General features: G+C 41.3%; 17 protein-coding genes and 1 pseudogene. 6 read left to right on the forward strand and 12 right to left on the reverse strand.

The genetic code is table 11. From position 1 onward, the window contains the following. Nucleotides 1-15 precede the first annotated feature (15 nt). The 3 genes from AB0756_RS36435 (at nt 16) to AB0756_RS36445 (ending at nt 2,070) form a co-directional block, all read left to right on the forward strand. On the forward strand, nt 16-315 hold the full coding sequence (locus AB0756_RS36435; RefSeq protein WP_038088753.1) for a type II toxin-antitoxin system HigB family toxin: 300 nt from the start codon (nt 16-18) through the stop codon (nt 313-315). Next, nucleotides 299-703 (forward strand): helix-turn-helix domain-containing protein, encoded by a 405-nt coding sequence (locus AB0756_RS36440; RefSeq protein WP_038088752.1) that lies wholly within the window; start codon nt 299-301, stop codon nt 701-703. The genes AB0756_RS36435 and AB0756_RS36440 overlap by 17 nt, the downstream gene beginning before the upstream one ends. Before the next feature lie 116 nt (nt 704-819). Further along, entirely contained in the window at nt 820-2,070 is a 1,251-nt protein-coding gene (locus AB0756_RS36445) for a serine hydrolase (protein ID WP_038088751.1), read from the forward strand. A gap of 136 nt (nt 2,071-2,206) precedes the next feature. On the opposite strand, the gene AB0756_RS36450 is transcribed toward AB0756_RS36445, so the two are convergent. After that, entirely contained in the window at nt 2,207-4,471 is a 2,265-nt protein-coding gene (locus AB0756_RS36450; protein WP_038088749.1) for an EAL domain-containing protein, read from the reverse strand. A 469-nt stretch (nt 4,472-4,940) separates the two neighbouring features. Beyond that, nucleotides 4,941-5,951: an SDR family oxidoreductase gene (locus tag AB0756_RS36455; RefSeq protein WP_038088747.1), complete on the reverse strand. Its 1,011-nt coding sequence runs from the start codon at nt 5,949-5,951 to the stop codon at nt 4,941-4,943. Between the two features lie 478 nt (nt 5,952-6,429). Here AB0756_RS36455 and AB0756_RS36460 point away from each other — a divergent pair, with 478 nt between their 5' ends. Continuing rightward, entirely contained in the window at nt 6,430-7,392 is a 963-nt protein-coding gene (locus tag AB0756_RS36460; protein WP_038088746.1) for an aldo/keto reductase, read from the forward strand. A gap of 12 nt (nt 7,393-7,404) precedes the next feature. Next, nucleotides 7,405-7,956, forward strand: a pseudogene (locus AB0756_RS36465) (AAA-like domain-containing protein); the annotation flags it as partial. 228 nt (nt 7,957-8,184) lie between these two features. On the opposite strand, the gene nspC reads toward AB0756_RS36465, so the two are convergent. The 8 genes from nspC to AB0756_RS36505 all read right to left on the reverse strand — a co-directional run bounded on the left by nspC (nt 8,185) and on the right by AB0756_RS36505 (nt 17,244). Beyond that, entirely contained in the window at nt 8,185-9,336 is a 1,152-nt protein-coding gene (gene nspC, locus AB0756_RS36470) for a carboxynorspermidine decarboxylase (RefSeq protein ID WP_038088741.1), read from the reverse strand. 6 nt (nt 9,337-9,342) lie between these two features. After that, nucleotides 9,343-10,539, reverse strand: a complete 1,197-nt coding sequence (locus tag AB0756_RS36475) for a saccharopine dehydrogenase family protein (protein WP_038088738.1) — start codon at nt 10,537-10,539, stop codon at nt 9,343-9,345. A 294-nt stretch (nt 10,540-10,833) separates the two neighbouring features. Next, a complete protein-coding gene (locus tag AB0756_RS36480; protein WP_038088734.1) occupies nt 10,834-11,103 on the reverse strand; it encodes an HNH endonuclease in 270 nt (89 codons plus the stop codon). 174 nt (nt 11,104-11,277) lie between these two features. Further along, a complete protein-coding gene (locus AB0756_RS36485) occupies nt 11,278-12,282 on the reverse strand; it encodes a metal ABC transporter solute-binding protein, Zn/Mn family (RefSeq protein ID WP_038088731.1) in 1,005 nt (334 codons plus the stop codon). Between the two features lie 205 nt (nt 12,283-12,487). Further along, a complete protein-coding gene (locus AB0756_RS36490; RefSeq protein ID WP_167844732.1) occupies nt 12,488-14,716 on the reverse strand; it encodes a GAF domain-containing sensor histidine kinase in 2,229 nt (742 codons plus the stop codon). A 149-nt stretch (nt 14,717-14,865) separates the two neighbouring features. After that, complete coding sequence (locus AB0756_RS36495) at nt 14,866-15,108, reverse strand: hypothetical protein (protein WP_038088725.1); 243 nt, start codon at nt 15,106-15,108, stop codon at nt 14,866-14,868. Nucleotides 15,109-15,195: 87 nt separating this feature from the next. Continuing rightward, complete coding sequence (locus AB0756_RS36500; RefSeq protein WP_038088698.1) at nt 15,196-16,254, reverse strand: WD40 repeat domain-containing protein; 1,059 nt, start codon at nt 16,252-16,254, stop codon at nt 15,196-15,198. A gap of 18 nt (nt 16,255-16,272) precedes the next feature. Further along, complete coding sequence (locus AB0756_RS36505; protein ID WP_038088695.1) at nt 16,273-17,244, reverse strand: CobW family GTP-binding protein; 972 nt, start codon at nt 17,242-17,244, stop codon at nt 16,273-16,275. 625 nt (nt 17,245-17,869) lie between these two features. Here AB0756_RS36505 and AB0756_RS36510 point away from each other — a divergent pair. After that, nucleotides 17,870-19,336, forward strand: coding sequence for an NB-ARC domain-containing protein (locus AB0756_RS36510; RefSeq protein WP_050045304.1), 1,467 nt, complete (start codon nt 17,870-17,872; stop codon nt 19,334-19,336). 211 nt (nt 19,337-19,547) lie between these two features. On the opposite strand, the gene AB0756_RS36515 is transcribed toward AB0756_RS36510, so the two are convergent. Together AB0756_RS36515 and AB0756_RS36520 are read right to left on the reverse strand one after the other, a co-directional pair. Continuing rightward, on the reverse strand, nt 19,548-19,850 hold the full coding sequence (locus tag AB0756_RS36515) for a type II toxin-antitoxin system RelE/ParE family toxin (protein ID WP_038088692.1): 303 nt from the start codon (nt 19,848-19,850) through the stop codon (nt 19,548-19,550). Further along, nucleotides 19,847-20,113 (reverse strand): ribbon-helix-helix domain-containing protein, encoded by a 267-nt coding sequence (locus AB0756_RS36520; RefSeq protein WP_038088690.1) that lies wholly within the window; start codon nt 20,111-20,113, stop codon nt 19,847-19,849. Before AB0756_RS36520 ends, AB0756_RS36515 begins: the two co-directional genes overlap by 4 nt. Nucleotides 20,114-20,207: the final 94 nt, after the last annotated feature.

The raw sequence follows: 20,207 nt of genomic DNA on the forward strand, positions 1-20,207 counted from the left end.
ATAATCATTAATGTAATGCACGTTATTAGCCGTAAAAAGTTACAAGAATTTTGCCAACGACACGGAGATTGCTACGAAGCACTAGATGACTGGTATAAAATTGCAAGTAAAGCTCATTGGGGAAACTTAGTAGAAGTTCAAACCACTTATCCTCAAGCGGAAGCGGTTAGTAACTTTACAGTTTTTAATATCAAAGGGAATAAATATAGATTGATTGTTAGTATTAATTACGAGAAACAAGTTATCTATATTAAATATGTCTTAACTCATGCAGAATATGACAAAGAGCACTGGAAAAATGACCCTTACTATTAACTCAGATGTATACAGCCAATTACTTTCTAAATATCAACCTCGAATTATTAAAACAGAAGCTGAAAATGAGGAATTTTTAGAGGTGGTAGAGGAATTGCTGGCTCGCCAAAAGCTTACTCCTGAAGAAAGTACAATTTTAGAGCTATTGGTAAAGTTAATTGAAGACTTTGAAAATAAACATTATCAGTTAAACCATTCTACACCGCGTTCTCGAATGATTCATCTGATGGAAGCACAGAATATTAAGAAGGATAATTTAGTAAAAGTTTTTGGTTCATCTGATATTGTTGATAAAGTCCTGAATGGTGAATTAGAAATAGATTCACAACAGGCTTTAGCGTTAGGAAAATTATTATATGTTGATTCTAGTTTATTTTTCTCTGAATAGAATTGTCGGACTAGTGGCGATCTCTCACACCATATCCTTACTTTGACTGTGCTAGCTTACTTCGTTTCAACACATTAACATCAAGATTAATTGGGGCTTAGAGGAGCGTATTTTTTATGTATAAATATATTAGCAGTGTTTTCTTCATTATCTTACTAACATTAAACTTAATGTTTCCTCCTTCGGCGTTAGCAGAAAGTGAACTTCAAAAACGCTCGCTTGCTCAAATACAAACCCCAGAACAATCAATGTCCCCCAAAGCAGCTTTAGAAAGATTATTTATTAGCAAACAAATACAACCTGAGTGGTTTTCACCGGAATTTTTAGCTCAAGTTTCAATTATACAGATACGCCAAGTGCTCTCAGGGTTAAAAAATCAATTGGGAACTTATCAAGGTATACAAAGTAACGCTCGAGATTTCTTGGTTCTCTTTAGTCAAGCTTCAGTACCAACTCAAATAGTGCTAAATAGCAAAGGACAGATTTCGGGGTTGCTGTTTCAACCACCGCAAGCTAAAGTCATGAGTTTAGAAGAAGCGATCGCTCAATTTAAAGCTTTACCCGGTCAAGTGAGTTTCCTAGTTCGGGAAGGCAAAACGACAAAGGCTGCATTAAATACCACAACACCCCTAGCTGTCGGCTCAGCTTTCAAGCTAGCAGTACTCCAAGCACTGAAATCACAAATTGCTTCAGGCAAACGCACGTGGAAAGATGTCGTGCAATTGCAACCAAGTGAGAAAAGTTTACCATCTGGAATGTTACACACATGGCCAGACGGATCGTACTTGACAGTGCAAACACTTGCGAGTTTGATGATTTCTCTCAGTGATAATACGGCAACAGATATCTTAATTAATTTGCTTGGACGAGAGGAAATTGAGCCCGTGTCACCCCGTAACCGTCCCTTCCTGACTACCCGCGAATTATTTGTTTTAAAAGGTTCTGGAAATCGCGACTTGTTGAAACGCTATCAAACAAGCAACGAATCTCAACGCCGCACGATCCTGAGAGAGATTGCAAAAAAACCACTTCCCGATGTGAATGAATTTGTGGGAACTAACCCAGTTGCCCTAGATGTAGAATGGTTTTTTACAGCAGAAGAACTCTGCCAACTTATAGAACAAGTTGCCGATTTGCCACTGATGAGTATTAATCCTGGTGTTGCCAATACCGAAAATTGGCAACGGGTAGCGTATAAAGGGGGATCTGAGCCTGGTGTTTTCAATATGACAACTTGGTTACAGGCAAAGAACGGTAAAAATTACTGTGTAGTAGCTATTTGGAATAATAGCAATGCATCTTTAGAAGAGTCGAAATTTATGGCATTGTATAGTGGGGTGCTTGCCAAACTAGCAGCTAATAATTAGTTTGCTGACAAATATATCAAAGTAGCAAATTAAATTCTAGGAGTCTAATATATTTTGAGCACAATCGATTCCTGGGGTGAGTGACATCCCAAAATCGCGATCGCCGTCATCTAGAATAGCGATCGCAACTTGGTAGTTAAAGAACAAGTGTTGGCCGCGATACTTTTGCTTGCTCGAGGACAAATCTAGCCTCAGTATTTTTACAATCCATTTGCACCACACAATTTCTCCCTTGTGCTTTTGCCTGGTAGAGTCCCTGGTCAGCAGCAGCCACTAAAGTCGAGCTCGATGATTGGCTGTGAGGAATTATAGTTGCCACGCCAATACTGAGTGTAATGAATTGATCGATTTGAGAATTCGGATGAGGCAGCTGTAATGCACTAACATTTGTTTGAATTTCTCTTGCAACCGTAATAGCTTCTTCGATACCAGTATTCGGCAAAATGACTGCAAACTCTTCTCCACCATAGCGAGCAACTAAATCGGCAGGGCGTTTAACTGTCTGAGAGATTGCCTTGGCAACGTGTCTGAGCACATCATCTCCTGCGAGATGTCCATAAGTATCGTTGTAAAGCTTAAAGCAATCGACATCACACAAAATCAAAGATAGCGATGCCTGCTCTCGTGCTAACCTTTGCCACTCTGCGTTGAGTATATCATCAAAGCAGCGCCGATTTGCCACTTGAGTCAGACCATCCGAAGAAGCAAGGCGCTGTAATTCCTGATTTGCTTGCTGTAGTTGATGGTAGAGTTCCGATTGCTGAATGGCGATCGCCGCTTGAGCTGCGAGTTGGTTAAACAAGTTAATCTCCGATTGCTGCCATTGTCTGGTACTGCGGCATTGATGAGCGATTAATAGTCCCCACAAACGCTCTTGCTGCAAGATAGGCACGATGAGATTTGCCCGGACGCATAAGCTCCGAAGGAGGTTAACATGACACGGAGCTAATCCCTCAGTTTCAATATCTTCAATTGCTCTGGTATTGCCTTGTTGGTAGAAAACTGCATGGGTAGATTGAAAGCACGTGTCCATAACGTGAAATCCAAGAATAGATTTGCACTCATCCGCTAGGGATTCTACAGCAACAAACCCGCTCCAGTCCGGCTCGAACTGATAGATTACCACTCGATCTACCTCAAACAGTTGCCGTACCTCATCAGCTGTATTTTGTAAGATATCGTCTAACTCTAACGATTGTCGGATGCGCTGTGTTACAGCTGCGACAATTCTCTCGGACTCGCTTTGGTGTTGGACGCGCTGCTCAACCTGCTTGTTAGATGTTGATGCTGCACTTAAAGCAATCGTATCAAAGTTAGGAGTTGAAGTAACAGGAACTTCACTGGGTTTGGCAATTAAATAACCTTGAGCAAACGTTGCTCCCCGCTCTCGCAGCCAGTTTAGTTCTTCAATGCACTCGATCCCTTCAGCGACAGTCTGAATGTTTAACTTTTGAGTAATTTCTAGAAGCTTTTCGGTAATTGAGGCTTTGTACAGGTCTTTATGCACGTCTCGAATTAAGCCCATGTCCAACTTAATAAAGTCTGGTCGTAACTGATGGATCAAATTCAAGCTAGAATAACCAGAACCGAGGTCATCAAGAGCTACTAAAAAACCAGCATCTCGATAGTACTGAAGTACTGATTGAAGGTGGGCTAAATCTTGAGGATTGTCTGACTCGACGACTTCAAAGACAACCCGTTTGTGGGAAATACCTGCTCGATCGATTGCTTCTACCGTAGTTCGCAGGCAAAAAACGGGGTCATAAAGAGCTGTTGGCGAACAATTGATGAAGATGTGTCCGTTTACTTGATGGCGGCTGAATTGGGCGATCGCGCTCAAGCGAGCAACTCGGTCGAGTTGTGGCAAAAGACCGGATTCGGTTGCTAACTCTAAGATTGGTCCTGGGGGTACTAAATTGCTGTGTTCGTCTAGTCCCCGCAACAGAGACTCATATCCATAAATTTGGGATGTATCTTGAATAGAAACGATCGGTTGAAAGTGACTGGTAAATCGTTCTGTTGCCAGCATATCAACCAGCCAGTCCGACTGGCTAAACTTAATAAAGCGTTGTAGTGAGGCGATGTCACTAAAGTCCTGAAGTTGAGGTTGGATAGCGCCTCGAATAAAAAGGACTTGTGTTTCTATTAATTCTCGCGGTGCAAGTAGTTGAGCTAGGTTACGAGCAATTTCTTGGGTCTGTCCGGCTCTACAGTCCAAAATCAGTCCGGGTCGCTCGTGCATAAGTTCGTACTTAAGCTTAAATTGCTGTAGGTAAGAGGTGACTTTTTTTAGAGTATGTGGAATGGGGAACCAGAAAAAGAGCTTACCTGCTTCTTTAGCCTGGCAGCGTGTAACATGTTGACAACGACAAGTCTTGGAGATAGGAGATGTTGGCTCCATATATAAATTACCTTGCTCAACCCAATTTCCTCTAGTATTCCCCCTAGCCTCCCTGTAATAAATAAACTACTCTTTAAGTAAATAAAGATTTCATGAGTTCGGGAAACTAAACTTACCAACATATGTCCAGTTTTCAGGCTTGGACTCGTTCCAATCGCTCCCTATCAAGGAGATCGGGCTTTGTACAGTTCCCTTTGGAAGTAATAGACATCTAACGACTGACTAAAGGTGAAAAGCGGAACTAGAAGCGGATGGTAACGGTAGCTTCGGCTTGGAGAGGAGCCAGCACATTCAGCAATTGATGCCAGCATAAAAAGGAGTAGACCGTATCGAATCTTGGGGTTCGAGCAGAAAATGCGGTCGGAGTCACAAGGGACGCTATTGAGCAACTTTTGAATTAGTATTTAATATAATGTATTAGTATTGCGATCGCTTCAGCGCAAGCCATACCCGGCTCGCAGTTCTTCATTCACACAACCGATGTTGCCAGTAACCAAATAGCTACACTCAGACCAGCAACAGCTATAGTTGTAAAAACTGGATACTTTGAGACTTTCACGTATATGCTACCCGATCTAATCCATCCTTGATGCGTTCCTCTCTCGTGCATACCATAACCAGCTTGATAGAGGGCGTTATCCTCTCTGTCTCGCGAGGGGCGATCCGATTGTTGAGAAGGAAACATCCATATCTCCATTAACTTATCCATCAGGCGTGGAGATATGCCACCTAGTACGGCGAAGAACTTAGCTTGGAAACCAACAAACATATCCCGCTTCGGATGCTCTGCTGAATACAAAATGGCTTCAGCGACTGCCTCCGGTGGGTAGATCATACCGCGATGGGCAGGCTGTTTGGGCATATAACTGCGGGCGTGCTCGTTATATGGAGTATCTATTCGTCCGGGATGGATTAACGTGACTGAGATTGGAGCCTTTTCTGCCTCTAACTCCATCCGAAGAGCATCTGTCCAGCCATGAAGTGCGTGTTTTGAAGCTGAATAGGTGGACTGAACGGGTGTTGCCCGATCGCCAAAAAAGCTACCGATATTTATCAGTGCTCCGTTGCTCCCCCGCTCCTTAAAGTGTTTGACCGCAGCACGCGAGCCATAAACGGTTCCCCAAAAGTTGGTATCGAACATGCGCTTCATATCTGGTATTGACACCTCTGTACAGAGACCGAAAATAGACACACCAGCATTATTAACCCAGGTATCGAACCCAGAGAACTCTGCGAGCGCCCGATCGGCTATGCGATTAACGTCTTCTTCTTTTCCTACATCAGCAACAACATAAATTGCCTGACCTCCCTTGCTGCAAATTTCGTCGGTAAGTTGACGGAGCGCATCCTCATTACGAGCCGCAAGAACGAGTTTTGCACCTTTTTGTGCTGCCATTCTAGCAGTCACTAAGCCAATTCCACTGGAAGCACCAGTAATGACAATAACTTGGTTGCGGAGGGGTTTGAGTGAAATAGTCATAGTTTTTTACTTTCAACGAAATCTTTATATAGTATTCCTATACTTGCTCCTAAACTAACTTCTAACTCTTTAACCAACCTCTTATTAAAGAAGTAGATAGATGTAAAATAAATTTGTATTTACAAATACAAATTAGTAGCAATCGATCGCTATTTTCTGTATATCTATTTAACCTATAACATTCGTCTAATTGCTATTTTTGATGATTTCTTGACAAATTTAGCAAATATATTAAAAGTCTAATGTGCAAGCTTAATTTTTATGATTTAGCCTCAATACTAAGATAGATTTTATAGCTAAATATATATTTTCAGAGCTTGAGAACACCATAATGAGGAATTCAAAAGTCTAAAATAGTAAATTATAGAGCTAGTGTATCTTTAGAAAGATAATTGAAATATTTCTTTGTGTTTGAATTAACTAATAGCTATATGTATTTAATCAGTAGCTAGTATATCAGAAAGTGGAATCAGCAAAGATGTCAGAAAGTACGTCAAACTCAGAAATGCTTTATCGTGTTCTCGGTAGCACGGGAGAAAAGGTTTCTGCGATCGGACTGGGTGGTTGGCACATTGGATTGAAGTACGTTGATGAGGAATTGGGTATACGTATAGTTCGCACAGCTATCGATCGCGGTATCACCTTTATGGATAACTCCTGGGATTATAACGGGGGTGTTAGCGAGATTCGCATGGGGAAAGCGCTGCGTGATGGCTATCGAGACAAAGTGTTCCTGATGACGAAAATTGATGGTCGCTCGAAGAAAGAAGCTGCAAAACAAATAGACGAATCGCTTCGACGCCTTCAAGTTGATTGCATCGATCTCGTACAGCACCACGAAATTATCAGGTATGAAGACCCGCATCGAGTGTTTGATGAAGAAGGAGCAAATGCCGCTTTTATTGAGGCGCGTAAAGCTGGTAAGCTCAGATACATAGGCTTTACGGGACATAAAGATCCTCACATTCATCTGCATATGCTTGAAGTTGCAGCCAGTTCCGGTTTTAAATTTGATGCCGTTCAAATGCCGCTGAATGTAATGGATGCACACTACCGAAGCTTTGCAAAGTTAGTTGTGCCAGAACTAGTCAAAAACAACATCGGCGTTCTTGGCATGAAAAGTATGGCTAATGGTATTCTTTTACGGTCAAAGACTGTAACGCCAATTGAGTGTCTGCATTATGCTCTAAATTTGCCCACATCGGTAGTAATCGCTGGAATTGACAGCATGGATATTCTGGAGCAAGCTTTTGAAGCCGTGCGTACATTCCAGACAATGAACGAGCATGAGGTAGAATCGTTGTTAGCAAAAACGGCAGAGGCAGCAGCACGAGGGGAGTTTGAGCCATTCAAAACCTCATCCATTTTCGACAGCACCGCTCAGCATCCGGCTTGGCTTGGAGAGGAACCACAGCGCCTTCAGCAATTGATGCCAACATAAAAAGCACCTCGAAAGATGGGAACGACATCCCCGATCGCACGAATTCTGAATTATAGGAGCAGTCAGAATTATCACACAGTGAGGCTTAGCTTCTATCACGCCAAAATATAGGTGTTTGCTTCGAGCGATCGCTTCTTACGCTGGTTTTGTACAAATGTCACTCAGCAGTTGGGTTTGGAATCTAGATTAAATGACTACTGGGAAGAGGATATGGGAGCTTTGATTAACAGCACGATTTATTTTCAGGGCTATCTCCTGAAGGAACTCTCTCACCCTATGGTTCTAGCACTTGATGATATCGACCAATTATTTGAGTACCCAGAAGTCTCTAGTGATTTTTTTGTTCTGTTGCGTTCCTGGTATGAGGAAACAAAAGACATTTCAGTTTGGCAGAAGTTACGAATTGGGATCGCTCATGCCATTTTAGAAGAGTTTTTACAACGGGAGCAGGCGGCGGAGTGGTTGCAGGAGTGGTGGGAGCGATCGCAAAGACGGTGGCATATAGCCTCCCTTCCACACCCCAACTGTCACATACAAACAAAACAGAAAGAAAGTAGTACATAAAAATTTTATCTTTTCTCCTAATTTTATTGTTAATATCTTCCCAAGTTCAGATTATCGATGTTTTTTAATACTGTTTATATTTTTGTACACTTATCAGCGAGCACTTGCTAAGATTATCAACGGTATTGTAACAATCTAAGCCAATTAACTGGCTTAGATTTTCCCTACTAAGCTCTTGCAAATAATTTGTTTTTGCCAAATTGGGATGTTCTCCCAGAGCGTAGCAAGTTATCCCAATCTAGCACGATAATCTTGATAGGAAAACTGTCTCCATAAAACGAAACTACCATCTTTCTCAATCGTGCCAATGGAAGGATGTAGCACCCCATTAAACATGGAAGTTTTGACCATTGTATAATGCATCATGTCTTCAAAAATTAAGCGATCGCCGATAGATAAATCTTCAGCAAAAGCATAATCTCCGATAAAATCTCCTGCTAAACAACTCGCTCCCCCCATGCGATATACTTTTTCGCCGTCTTGAGGCTCGTGCGCTCCCCGAATTACGGGTTTATAGGGCATTTCTAAACAATCTGGTGTATGAGCAGTAAAAGAGATGTCTAACATAGCATTAATCAGTGCAGGAGTAGGAATTAAATCTTGCACTGTACTGAGTAAAAACCCAGTTTCCCAAGCGATCGCCGAACCTGGTTCAATAATTAACTGAATATGGGGGTAGCGATCGTGAAAAGCCTTAATCACCTCAATCGCGTGTTCCACATTGTAATCTTTACGAGTCATCAAATGACCGCCGCCAAGATTTAGCCATTTTAATTGAGGTAGAAAACGCCCAAATAACAGTTCTATTTGTAATAAGGTTTTCTCCAACGCATAAGAATCACTTTCACATAAATTGTGAGACAGAAAACCCTCAATTCCTTTTGGTAGAGTATCTCCAAGCTGATTTTGTGATATCCCAAGACGTGTATTAGGCATACAAGGATTATACAGCGCGGTTTTGACTGGGGAATATTCAGGGTTAATCCGCAAGCCTATCGACAGATGAGACGATGATGTTGCAATAATATGTGCAAATCTTTCCCACTGCGTCATCGAATTAAAGGTTATATGAGAAGCTAGGGGTAAAATCTGAGGTAAATCTTCATTTCGATAAGCAGGGGAATAGACATGAACTTCCTTGCCAAATTCCTCCGCCCCCAATTGCGCCTCCCATAGTGAACTTGCTGATACACCCTGAAGCGTTTTACGAATCATGGGAAAAGTATGAAACAGAGAAAACCCCTTTAATGCCAGCAATACATTGATAGGGGCTTCTCGTTGCAATCTTTCAAAAATAGCTAGATTTCGTTCTAAAAGTGCCTCTTCCAATACAAAACAGGGCGAAGGGATATTTTTGAATAAATCGCTAGTTTGGGTCATTATAAACTACGCCTCAAAGGGTGAGTCTCCATTGATGACTTCATGCCAGGGTAAACCAAGTTTTGCTACCAATTCCATAAAGGGATCTGGATCGAACTCTTCTACATTAAATACTCCAGGCTTTTTCCATAGTCCTTGTACTAACATTAATGCACCAACTACTGCCGGAACACCTGTAGTATAGGAAATTGCCTGAGAACCTACTTCTTTATATGATGCCGCATGATCGCAATTGTTATAGATGTAATATTGAAGTTCTTTTCCATCTTTTAATCCGCGAATATGACAACCAATAGAAGTTTGTCCTGTATAATTCTCGGCGAGAGAAGAAGGTTCCGGTAAAACTGCTTTTAGGAATTTGAGGGGAATGACTTGTGTCCCTTCATAATTAACAGGATCGATTCGTGTCATCCCTACAGCCTCTAAAACTCGCAAATGGGTAATATAGTTTTCTGAAAATGTCATCCAGAAACGCGCCCTTTTAATTGTAGGAAAATTTTTTACTAAAGATTCTAGCTCTTCATGGTACAAGAGATAAGATTCTCGAAACCCTATTTCTGGGTAATCAATTGGGCGATGAACGGAAAGAGCAGGTACTTCTACCCATTGCCCGTTTTCATAATAGCGACCATTTTGTGTAATTTCACGAATATTAATTTCTGGATTAAAATTGGTGGCAAAAGCTTGTCCGTGACTGCCTGCATTACAATCAATAATATCTAAATAGTGGATTTCATCAAAATAGTGTTTGAAGGCATAGGCGGTATAAATTCCTGTCATTCCAGGATCGAACCCACAACCAAGAATTGCTGTAATTCCAGCATTTTTGAACCGTTCTTGATACGCCCATTGCCAACTATATTCAAATTTGGCGACATCAGGAGGTTCATAGTTAGCCGTATCGAGATAATTGACTTTTGTTTCAAGACAAGCATCCATCAAGGCTAAATCTTGATAAGGAAGCGCTACATTAATCAGAATTTCGGGGCGAAATTCTTGAATGAGTTTAACCGTATTACTTACAACATCTGCATCTAAGGCAGCAGTGGTTATTTTCGGGGAATTGATATCTTTAGCAATTTGATTGCACTTTGCCAGCGTGCGGCTTGCTAACAGAATATCAGAAAATTCTGGTTGTGCGGCACATTTGTGAGCAACGACCCTACCGACACCACCGGCTCCCACTATCATGACTCTTGCCATATTCTCTCCTTGCACTACATTTGGCTAATAACGGACCTATAGCAGATTTTAAGTCAATGAAGTAAAAAGCGCTCATCAATATAAATGTTGTAAGATGGTCTCTATTCCCAATGATGGAATGACACTTTCTGAAACTTATGATACTTGCGTGAAATACATCGAAAAGATGCGTTTACCGCTAGCGGTTGAAGTTGAGCATTTCGACACAGAGACAATTACCCTAGTACAAGACGGCATAAATAAAAACCCCATTGTAAATCGTGAGAAAGCCGACAGTGTATCAGCCTTCATGTACTAGCTTTTCTTGCGATGTACTTTGACACGTTTAGCAGGATCTTGTTTGCCAACCCAAGAAAGAAATTTTTGCATTTGCGGTTCTTGCTTCAGTTTCTCTAGTGAGTTTAACTGTTGCGCTAAGCACGTGTTGTCATACAACGTATGAATTTGTCGATGACACGCAGAACAAATGTTGATTTTTGGACCGTGATGGCCTTTTTTCTGTCTGGGAACGAGATGGTGAACTGTTAACTTGTCCACTTCTCTGTCACATAACTCGCAAGTCATGCTTCCGATTAATCCTTCAATTTACTGCGATTGAGCTATTTGTATTATTACGTATTACTTATGATTTTGCCACCTCCTCCTTGTCTCTGTTGTCTCCCTTGTCTCCCTTGTCTGGATTTCAAATAGGATTGCCATATCAGAAAATAATGTAAAGTAGCCATTGCTACATTTGTTTTACTTTGTAGGAGTTGGCTCAAAGATTAGATATGTCCCTCCCAATCCTTCTACAATCGTCCGCGTATTGGCAACCATCATTTTTTGATAAGTATCTGCTTCAGTTCCAGGTTCACTCAAGCTATCAACAAATAATTGCCTTTCTGATATTTTTACATTTGCTTGTTCGGCAACTGTTGCTACCGCATTGCTATTATTCGTTGTTTCTGTAAAAATTGTTGGTATCTGATTTTTTCTAATATATTTAGCTAGGGCTTTTGTCCGCTTAGGAGTTGGCATTCCATCAGGATTTGAACCTCTTAACACAACTGCATAAGCCATATCATATGCTTTAGCATAGTAAGCCATAGCATTACGAGTGGCGATCAATTTACGGTGGTCTTCAGGAATACTTTCAATTCTTTCAGAAATCCAAGTATTTAACTGATTTAACTCTTGTTTTAGTTTCTGTGCGTTGTCCTTATACAAGGATGCATTTTCAGGAACTGTTTTACCTAAATTACGGCTGATAACATCAACCATACCGATAGCATTTTTGGCATTATGCCAAACGTAAGGGTTAGCTAGCGTTGTTTTCTCTACCTTAACTTTTATTGGCTTGGAAACAGCTCGTTGAGCAACTGCTACTCTCAGCCCTGAATTATTACGGGTTCTAATAAGTTGAACCAAATTTGGCTCTAGATCGTATCCATTGTATAAAATGAGTTGAGCTTGCTCGATCGCATCGCCGTCTTCTGGTTTTGGTTCATAAACCAGAGGGTTGGAATTTGAGGGTATCAAGCAAGTCAACTTTACTGTGTCTCGTGCAATTTGTTTGGTTAAATCGCACAAAATACTCGTCGTTGCTACAACTTTGGGGAGCTTGTTGGTGAGTTCGTCAGATGCAGGAGTGTTAGCCGATGAAATGTTTGTCAGTTGACTTGGATTATTACACCCAAAGAATCCTATAGTAAGAGCAATAAGGAAAGTTCGTAGGGGTTGGGTTAATAGTAATTTTTTTGTCATAACAACTTCTTATTTTCACTCATATCATGTTCGGATAAACACTTATATTCCGTTTGTAGTTGTGCTGTCTTGCCTGTGTTGTGCAAAAGCGGCGAACGCGCCTAGATCGACTACAAACCAATTAACTTATAAGTCGTTAGCAGAAAATGATATACTATAACAGCCGTGCATATTTAGTACAGAAGTTATTTTCCAAAGCTATCTTTTATAAGGTTTGCTGTTGTGGAATCACAATAACAAATTCTGTTCCTTGAGTGGGACTAGAAAAGCACTCAAGTTTGCCTTGATGCTTTTCAACAACGATATGATAACTGATAGATAGCCCCAACCCTGTGCCTTTACCAACAGTTTTAGTTGTAAAAAAGGGATCGAATAAACGATTTTTGATAGATTCGTCGATTCCCGGACCGTTATCTACAATAGTAATTTTAACATAATTATCAACAAGTTTAGTAGAAATACGGATTTTGGGAATTGAAAACAGAGAATTTTGCTCCTGTGTGATGTCCCTTGCGCTATATTTCTCCTCAAGAGCATCAATAGCATTGACCAAAATATTCATAAACACTTGATTGAGTTGTCCTGCATAGCACTCTACTAAAGGTAAATTCTCATATTCTTTAATCACTTCAATAGGATATCTATTTGATTTACCTTTCAATCGATGTTGTAAAATTAATAAAGTACTATCAATCCCTTCATGAATGTCAACAGGTTTAATTTCTGCTTGGTCGTGTCTGGAAAAATTTCGTAAAGATAAAACAATTTGCCGAATGCGATCCGTGCCTATCTTCATGGAAGATAGGGTTTTTGGTAAATCTTGAGCAATAAAATCCAAATCTATGTCTTCTGCTATCTCGCGAATTTTTAAATCTGAATTGGGAAATTGGTTTTGATAGAGTTCCAGTAATCTCAGCAGATCGTACACATATTCTTCAATATGAATAAAATTGCCATAAATAAAATTCACGGGATTGTTAATTTCATGCGCCACTCCTGCAACAAGTTGTCCCAGACTAGCCATTTTCTCGCGTTGGACAAGTTGGGTTTGTGTGGCTTGTAACTTATGAATTGCTTGAGCTAATTGTTCGGCTGTTTGTTGTAGTTTAGCCGTGCGTTCTTGAACTTGTTGTTCTAAATTGCTATTGAGCCTTTCAAGTGAATGGCACATTTCATATTGCTGAATAGCAGTCGCAAAGTGAGTTGCTAGTGTTTGCGCGAGTTCAATCTCAACGGTTCTCCACTGTTGAATTTGCAGTCTGTCGGATTGTCTCCAAACAGCAAATGATTGGCGGGGGTAAAGTTGCCTCTCATCAGGATCGAACTGTCCTGCCCATAGAATATCAGTTTCAAATTCGTTGCGGAAAATGCTGAGATACCCAACTTCTTGTTGGCGGTATGAAAGCGGTACTATTAACAGACTGCGAATTTTCGTTGATTCAAATAAGGGCTGTAGATTGCGTAAGCTAGAAATAAGATGAAGGTCTGAAATTGCCCAAACCCGATTGTGATTGGATTTAAAATATTCTTGCCAGACGTGGTACTCCTCTAACATCTGATATTTGGTAACTTTGTGTGTCACAGGTTGCTCTCCACAGGTGTAGAGTCGGATAGCATCTCTTTTTGTTGCTAGTGACTCTGCAAAGCTTTTGGCAGAATTCTTCTCAAGTTCTAAGGCTTCCGCTCTAAAGCACAACCGACCACCAGATCCTCCAAATGCGTCAACAGTTTCTTCTAATGCGGCTTGTAATTCTATAGCGGACTGAGAGTGGAGTAGCATGGCAACACGATTGATAACAGCTTCACGTCGAGCTTTGTCTTGAGCCTCTGTAAGTAAAATAGATTGAGCGATCGCAATACAAAGCTGATCTGTCACTAATTGAACCACCATCAGTTCGTATTCTGAAAACATACGCGATTCAGCATGGTGAGATACCAGCAATCCCCAAAGTTGCTCCTGATGCAGGATAGGTAAAACTAAGGAACTTTTGACTCCCATTGCTGTTAAATACTCAGCATGGCAAGGATCGACAGGGCGAAAGCGCAATTCCTCATACACAAACTCTCCTGTTTCTGGATCTCTCAAGATGCTTTGACCGATCTGACAAGCATCAACATCTACCACCACTCGCACTTGAGCTTTAATAAACAGTTCTCGAGAAGATAAAGGGACATCATCAGCAGGAAAATTTAACCCATGAAGAGATGGTAAACCTTGCTCGCGTATATATTCAGCTATCACCTGTCCGCTACCATCCGGATGAAATTTATAAATCTTTATTCTATGAGTCTTTAAAAAAGAAGCGAGTTCTGCTACTGTAATGTTGAGAATCTCTTGAAGATTGAGCGATCGACGAATTCTATAGGTAATGCGGCGCAGTAAGCTTTCTCTATCTACAATAAAAGAGTTGTCTTGTACTGATGGAACGGTCATAATTTACTGCTTGCCGAATGTAAAGGGTTTCGCTATTAGCAGTATTCCCACACCAGAAGCGTGAATAACATCTTTCAACTATTCTTAATTTTGTTCCCTTACACGCGCTTGCACTCTGGTTTCCAGGCACAGCCTGAAAACCAGAAGAATTAACGAACGGAAGGTAACTTGCCTTGAAGGAATTCCTGTCTGGTTTGGGTGCAACTGGAACATTTGCAACCGAGCCCATCTAAAATAGGATTCGACTCTTGAGTAGTATTATATACTACCACCTCAGAATCAGATTGATTAAGTGCAGATGGCACAATTGCTGCTTCTGCTTGATTTGCCACTAAAAACATAGAAGAAACAAACATGGGAGAGGCTAGCAAAATTAACTTGGCTGCTTTCATAAATTGCTGTTCTGGGGTATGCTCTTTAGATACAGTATAAGCAAGTTATAATTGATAGTCATTCTCTAGGTTAGCCGCGCCCAAATCCTAAACAGGAGAGGCTTTTGACCAAACAAGCAATTCACCGTACTTACTACCTGCAGCTAATTGCTTACCTAGCGGATGCCATCCCAAACAAGAAAACTCAGATGATGCACCCGTAAGAATGTCTGAAAGTTGCTTGGCGTTTTTCCACAGACAAATCCATCCATCAGCACCAGCTGAAGCCAGTAAAAAGCTGTTGGGTGCAAAGGCAATTGCCTGCACAATATCGACATGATTGGTTAAAACCCTTGCTTCCCATCCTTCAGAATCATCAGCTTGCTTTTCCCAAACAACTATACCGTCAACGCTCGAGCATGCCAGCAGAGGTGCAACTGGGGTGTCGATCTCCGACCATGCAAGTTGGCGGATTTTCCCAGGAAAACCCCTCATAATCCAAGGTTCGGGGTTGTTACCTGATATTAATAGCTGAGATTCTACAACAGTAATGGTGCGATCCATATTACCAGAGGCAAGGAATTTGCCATCAGGCGACCACGCCATAGCCAAGCTAGCAGATGGAATTTCTAGAATGTGGGGTTCGTTATCCCAGTTTTGACAATTCCAGACTTTGATACCGCGATCGCCACTAGTGGCAAGATAGTTGCCATCACAGCGCCAATCGATACCCAACACAGAAGAATTCTCAAAATTGAGTGTAACGACTACCTCGCGAGTGTCAGCGTCCCACACTTGCACGTAACGTCCCAAGCTGAAAGCTAAGAGATGGTTGGTAGGATTCCAAGCAAGTCTATCTACCCAAGCGGGGGCGTTTTCTAAAGTGGCGATGAGTTCTTTGTCTCGCCAAATCCTAACATTACCATCTTGTCCCCCGACCGCTAAAAATTGTCCATCTTTAGAAAAGGCAAGACAATCGACTGATTCACCTCGTTGAGTTTGCAAGGTTGTTAAGTCCCCATCTTGCCAAAGGACAACTTCCCCTGCTGCTGAAGTGGCGGCAAAAACAGTCCCTTGGGGAGACCAAGCGATCGCCGTAACGTAATCTGCAAGTGTCCCAGAATATTGTTCTTCAAAATCCTTGGATTGTAAGGACGAGCTGTTCATGATTTTACTAACCCCAGTCTACGCTTTACAAGCAAGAAAGTCTTGCTTGAGTTGGGCTTCATTAAGGTTGCGCCCAATAAAGACGAGTTCGTTTTTTCGAGTTTCGCCCGGTTTCCAAGGGCGGTCTGGTTTGCCTTCAAATAGCATATGCACTCCCTGGAACACAAAGCGGTTATCTTCACCAGCAATGTTTAAAATGCCTTTCATTCTGAAGATATCTGGTCCTTGGGTACGCAGTAACTCTCCCAACCAATTATTTAACTTCTCGCCATCAAGTGCGCCTTGTTCTACCAAAGCAATAGAGTATACGCTCTCATCGTGCTGGTGGGCATCTTCACCTAAGAAATTTGGGTCAATTTCTAAAGCGCGATCGAGATCGAAGGCTTGTACGCCTAACAAAGCGTCCATGGATACCTCTGAATTTTGGGTTCGGTAGATTTTTGCCATAACATTCATCCCCCGAATCCGCTTTTCTAATTCCTCAAGCTGTTCTGGTGATACCAGATCGACTTTATTTAATAAAATCACGTCAGCAAAGGCTATTTGCTCTTGTGCTTCATCAGCATCCCAGTGTTGCCAAATGTGTTTGGCATCTACCACCGTTACCACAGCATCTAAATTTAGCTTGTCCCGCATATCCTCATCGACAAAGAATGTCTGAATGACTGGTGCGGGATCGGCAAGCCCGGTGGTTTCAATAACCAAATGGTCGAATTGATTGCGACGTTTCATCAAGTTACCAATGATGCGAATCAAATCGCCACGCACCGTACAACAGATGCAACCGTTGTTCATTTCAAAAATTTCTTCATCTGCGTCAATAACCAGTTGGTTATCAATACCCACTTCTCCGAATTCATTCACGATCACGGCGACTTTCTTACCGTGTTCGTAAGTTAGAATGCGATTGAGAAGTGTTGTTTTACCCGCTCCTAAATAGCCAGTCAGAACTGTAACGGGAACTGAATCTGTTAATGCGTCAGCTACCATGCCTTTAGCGCCTCTTAATGTACGATTAAGATAATCATTTTAATTATTTTAATCTTTTTTCCTTTATAGTTTACCTAGCTCTGCCAAGATTTCCGAACAGTTTTAGAAGCGAAAGAACATACATGGGTGGGAGATAGGCGTTGGAAGTAGCAAAAGTTCGCGTTCTGGGCAAAAATGGCAAAATTTATCTGGGCTAGGTATTGTAACAATTTCAATTAAATGAAACCCGTTTGCGGGATTGAAACCTGAGCGCCGATTTGAGAAAACATTATATCTCTAGTTTCAAATATAATGAAACCCGTTTGCGGGAGCGAAACAGGAATTATAGACTTGATTTTTCATAAAACTACACCATTAATTATAAATAAGCCCACGGTACATACATCAGTCAACAACTATACCAACAAGCTTTGGCTCCTGTGGGAGAGTAAACTGTTCGACAGAGTGGTTGGTGCATAAGTAAGCTTTGGCTTCACCTAGTAAGTTATGTAGAAGAGTTAGCTCAAATAAAATAGGCTCATTATCAGAGTGTATTTTATTTGTCAAGACAAAATTATTGTCTTTCAACTATCTCCTTCTATTATCCTCGCTTAAGACTGCATCTACTTTGTTTTAGGTGACATTAATGAAACAAAACAGACGAAGCCGAGGTGTTATTCTCACCCTTAAAGGCTGGGATAAGCTTCAAGGTGCCAAAGCTAAAGCCGAGTTGATCGAGTATGCTCAAGAAGGCTTTACCTTAGAAGAACTGAGTTCGCGCATGGGTTTGTCACTGCATACTGTCTCTAGAATACAAGGACGTTTGGAACCAGTAGATAAAAGTTCGTTGCAATCTGCTTTTGCTGCTTTTGGGTTGGAGTTGTGTAAGGAGGATTATACTAAACCAAGCTCTCCTAATGAGTTGGAAGTGCGACGAGCTTGTCCGCAGTATGACTGGGAACAAGCTCCAAATGTCTCTGTGTTTTATGGTCGTTCTGCTGAACTGGTGCAACTCCGGGAATGGATATTAGAACAACAGTGTCGTTTAGTAGCGTTGTTAGGAATCGGTGGTATTGGCAAAAGTAGTTTAGCAGTTAAGTTAGGGCTACAAATGCAAACAGAATTTGAGGTGGTAGTGTGGCGAAGCCTGCAAAATGCGCCACCAGTAGAGGAGATTTTAACGAGCATACTGCAATTTTTGCTGTGGGGGTTGCGACTCGATACAGCGATCGCTCAAAGTTTTAATAGTAAAGTATCCAAGCTGATGGAATGTTTGATGAATCACCGTTGTCTGTTGATTTTAGACAATGTAGAGACAATTTTATGTAGTGGTGGTCAGGTGGGGCAATGTCGTCCTGGGTACGAAGGATACACTCAATTACTCAAATGCCTTGGGGAAACACCTCATAGGAGCTGTGTTTTGGTGACTTCTAGAGAAAAACCAAGAGCGATCGCACCATTAGTTGGAGAGCGAACAGGGGTGAAATGTCTGCGATTGGGGGGATTAAGTTCTACCGAAGGACAACAGTTATTCCAGCAGAAAGGACAATTCACGGGGACAGAACAAGAGTGGCAAAAGCTGATCGAGCATTATGGAGGTAATCCCTTAGCACTGAAGATGGTAGCTGCTGGAACTCAAGAGCTTTTTAACGGTAAGATTGCCTCGGTTTTGGAGTACGTGGAACAGAGAGTATCGATTTTTGAGGATATTAGTGAGTTGTTAGAATGTCAAATCAACCGTTTGTCGGTGGTGGAAGAGGAAGTGATGTATTGGCTGGCAATTCATCGCAAGCCAGTCTCTCTCGCCGAGTTAACTTCTGATATAGTGACATCTTCTTTAAAACGTCTCGTACCTTCAGCAATCAAATCCCTATTGCAACGCTCATTAGTTGAAAAAAGCGACGAGCATTTCTTCCTGCAACCAGTAGTGATGGAACATATCACACAGCGATTTGTTGAACGGGTTAGTCAAGAAAGGAAGGACTCACTCATGCAGAACATTCAAACCCCTACTCCCCACTCCCCTCTTCCAAACCCATGTTTTGATAAAAGCAATAGCCAAAGACTACATTCGGAAAACTCAAAAGCAACTCCTACAGCAACCGTTGCTTGAGCAATTCCTAAGTAAGTCAGCACAATTAAAGTTAACTAGTCAGGAGCGTCGTTGGTCAAAAGTCATTGGTTATTTGTAAGGGTGTTAGCCGTGTTTACCCACCTTTACATAGTTTTGTTTTTTCCCGCTTACCTACCGCTCTCTTATCACTTTGGGAAGAAAATAATTGAGACGAATAGAATTCGCCGCTATACAAACAAAGTCCACCTGGTTAATCATCATCCTCTGCGAATAAAGACTCTAAATCTCTATAACCGCTTACTACACGTAAAATTTCAATTCCATTATCTGTAACTCGGTAAAGAATAATGTAACCATTTAAAGGCACACCCCGCAAATAATCCTTAATGTTAGCATAACTGCGTCCCATGTTGGGGAAGTTTGCAAGATTCTTACATTTTTTATTAAACTCATCAATAAAATGCTCCCCAGTATCAATATTACGGCTCGTAAAATAATCAATAATTTCTTCCAAATCTTGATTGGCTGCTGGAGAGATAATGTGTTGTTTCATCCTTGATTTTCTCTCGCTTTACGCAATTTCTCCCGCAGTCGCTCAACTACAACTTCCCCGTCAATACCTTCACCTCTCTCTAACTGTTCTGCAGCGACTTCTACTTTTTGACGGGTTTCTTCAATCCAATTTTGATAGCCTTTTTCCCACTCCCTCAATAGTTTGAGTGCTTTACTAATAACTGCTTCTGGATTGTCGTATTTACCTCCAGCAATTTGTGTTTGAATAAATTGCTCTTCTTCGGGCTTAAGTTGGATGTTCATAATTTTTAATTATTGTAGATTGGCTCTGTTTTTTGACGTTCTAACACCGTCGCATTACGGTAAACTTCAACAACCTCAGACGGAACTTTGATAG

The organism is Tolypothrix campylonemoides VB511288_2, assembly GCF_045999855.1.
Classification (GTDB): domain Bacteria; phylum Cyanobacteriota; class Cyanobacteriia; order Cyanobacteriales; family Nostocaceae; genus Scytonema; species Scytonema bouteillei_A.